General features: G+C 45.6%; 1 protein-coding gene. It reads right to left on the bottom strand.

The window, feature by feature from the left end:
* Positions 1–3,471: DUF7507 domain-containing protein (locus DK188_RS21215; RefSeq protein ID WP_157963335.1), on the bottom strand; the 3,471-nt coding region annotated here is incomplete at both ends.

Raw genomic sequence — 3,471 nt, 5'->3', positions numbered from 1 at the left:
TCACAGTGTAAGTCGTATTTACAACCGCATTTGCTGCTGGTGCTAGCGTACCCACACTTGTTGCAAGACCTGTTAGCGGATCGTTCACCTGCACATTAGTCAGGGTCACGTTACCAGTGTTGGTTACTGTCAAGGTGTAGGTAATCACATCACCTGCTTTGCTTACCTGCGCTCCATTGTCGCTCTTCACGATCTGGATGCTTGGATTTCTCTCAATTGGAGTTTCCTCATCATCCTCGTCGGTCGGTGTTTCCTCATCTGGACTGTCACCAGAAGTCAGACCCTTGTTCAATACAGAACCTTTGTCTACATCTGCCTGAGCCACAGTATAAGTCGTGTTTACAACCGCAGTGGCTGCTGGTGCTAGCGTACCCACACTTGTAGCAAGACCTGTCAGCGGATCGTTCACCTGTACGTTAGTCAGGGTCACGTTACCTGTGTTGGTTACTGTCAAGGTGTAAGTAATCACATCACCTGCTTTGCTAACCTGTGCTCCATTATCGCTCTTCACGATCTGGATGCTTGGATTTCTCTCAATCGGAGTTTCCTCATCATCCTCGTCGGTCGGTGTTTCCTCATCCGGACTGTCGCCAGAAGTCAGACCCTTGTTCAATACAGAACCTTTGTCTACATCTGCCTGAGTCACAGTATAAGTCGTGTTTACAACCGCAGTGGCTGCTGGTGCTAGCGTACCCACACTTGTAGCAAGACCTGTCAGCGGATCGTTCACCTGTACGTTAGTCAGGGTCACGTTACCCGTGTTGGTCACTGTCAAGGTGTAAGTAATTACATCACCTGCTTTGCTAACCTGTGCTCCATTGTCGCTCTTCACGATCTGGATATCAGGATTCTGAGGAATCTCTGTCTCAGTACAAGTCTCACACTCCGTGCTAGGAACTTCTACCGGAGTAGGATCCGAAGACTCGTCTGTGATGTCATCACTTGGATCTTCTGGGTTGCCTCCCGGTGCTTCACCTCTTGCCAAAGCTGTGTTCACCACATAGCCTGCGTCTACATCCTCCTGAGTCAGGGTATACGTCGCCGTGAAGGTCGTATTGTCTGTTGCTCCAGGTACTAGGCTAGCAATCGGTCCGCCTACCACAGTTACTTTATCATCCTCGATTGTAATGCCACTCAAGGTCACATTACCTGTGTTGGTCACCGTGAAGGTGTAGCTGATTGTCTCACCTGCATTTCCGAAGCCATCCTCATTCTCATCGTTGAAGACACCGTCTTTCAACAATTCGATTGCTGGATTCTGTGGAATCTCTGTCTCAGTACAAGTCTCACACTCCGTGCTAGGAACTTCTACCGGAGTAGGATCCGAAGACTCGTCTGTGATGTCATCACTTGGATCTTCTGGGTTTCCACCCGGTGCTTCACCTCTTGCCAAAGCTGTGTTCACCACATAGCCTGCGTCTACATCCTCCTGAGTCAGGGTATACGTCGCCGTGAAGGTCGTATTGTCTGTTGCTCCAGGTACTAGGCTAGCAATCGGTCCGCCTACTACAGTTACTTTATCATCCTCGATTGTAATGCCACTCAAGGTCACATTACCTGTGTTGGTCACCGTGAAGGTGTAGCTGATTGTCTCACCTGCATTTCCGAAGCCATCCTCATTCTCATCGTTGAAGACACCGTCTTTCAACAATTCGATAGCTGGATTCTGCTCGAAACATGCTTCGATACTATCCTCATCACTAACCAGAACAGTTCGAATAAACTCTTCTTCAGATTCTGATTCACGATATGGTTCCAGATAAACCACAGCTGATGCTGTGTTGGTCACACATCTGCCATCAAGCAACTCCTGATCTATCGGCAGTTGGGTAGTTTCAGTCCATGTTGCAAGAGGGGCCAAGGATTGAATTGTCCAAGAATCGCCGGTCAAATCATCTTTCACCTCAATGTTGAACAATTCAACATCTCCAATATTGGTTACTTTGATTTCATAGGTTATAAAACCATCAACCTCATTGTCATTATCAATAACCGTCTTTTCCACATCCACACCCGGTGAAACCACTCTTACAGTCACAATGGCTGTATCACAGTTTGTTGGGTTCGGGTTAGTACAGATTCTGTATTCCAAAGTATAGATACCCGGAGCCAAACCTGTTGCCACACTTACCAATCCTGTGGAAGGATCAAGAATCAATGCTCCTGGAGTTGACTGATCCACTACAAATATGTCCACAAGGGTTGTGTTCAGGCCTGTTATATCACCAAGCTTATCATTATCTAGAACATTGACAATGTTTGTAAAGCCAAGATCAGGATAAACAGGGATTGCTGTCATGTCATCATCCACAGCAATTGGAGGATTTGGATTTGGATTACAAGCTTCAGTTGCACCTGGGTAAGAAACTTCGGAAGTAACTTCAGGATTGATTTCAAATCTTACCGAAGCTCCATCACGGACTGCAGCAAAATTAAAATCTCCTGAAACCCACTGCATGTTTTCAAATTTCCATCCTGGCCACTGAGTTCCGTATCCATTCTCATCCACCTCAGCACCTGGGAATAGCATGAACCCTTCAAATGGAAGATTTTCATATCGGATGATCTCGTTACCATTTTTATCGATCCATACCATGGTCACAGGATTTGGACCAAGGTTTTGACCAAGAAGCTGGAGATTTATTCCTCTAAGATCCCACTTAATGTATGGTGCATCAAGTTCACAATAGGTATCTATTTCGTCTAGAATCAAGACAATTGCATTTGCTGTCTCAGAATCGTTATTAGACTTAATCTCCTCCTCACCAAATTCAGTCGTTGCATAAGCTACGTTGGTCACAGTAAGATTCGTGATATCTGCAGCCACTACAGTATAGCTTGCCGTGGTAGTGAATGACTCACCTACTCCAAGCGCTCCAACTATGGATGGGATCGATGCTATCTTATCATCAACCACCTGGAATGGTCCCTCCAGCGTTACATTTCCTGAATTGGTTACTATGTATTGGTAGGTAATTACATCATCAACCGCTTCATAGGTGTCTTTGCCAAGGATTGTTTTATCAATCGTCAAGGCAGGACCTTGAGTGAAGCAGGCTTCAGCAGAGGCCTCATCACTGAACAATACTCTATAAGCCATACCATCGTATGTTTGGATAGAGCCTCCATCAGGAGTTTGAACTTGAATTCTTGCATCGATCAAGAACTCTACCACCGAAGCTGTTGCAGTGTTGACGTAACATTTATCATCAATCATCTGCTGCGTGATAACCACGGAAGGAGTGAATGTCACAGATTCGTCAACACCAAGCGTCTCAACCAATGTACTTAAACCTACTTTTTGGTCTTCTACAATGATGTTGGTCAAGGTAACATTACCTGTGTTGGTCACCACAATCTCAAAGTTCAGATCATTATCTAAGGTTAAATCATCTTTCTCTGTGGTGACAGTCTTGGTGATGGAGATGGATGGATTCTTCTCGAACGTCTGCTTGTCGTCGTCATCGTCTG

This window comes from Algoriphagus litoralis (assembly GCF_003259255.1).
In the GTDB taxonomy this organism is placed as follows: domain Bacteria; phylum Bacteroidota; class Bacteroidia; order Cytophagales; family Cyclobacteriaceae; genus Algoriphagus; species Algoriphagus litoralis.
This window is presented reverse-complemented; position numbering and strand designations above follow the sequence as displayed.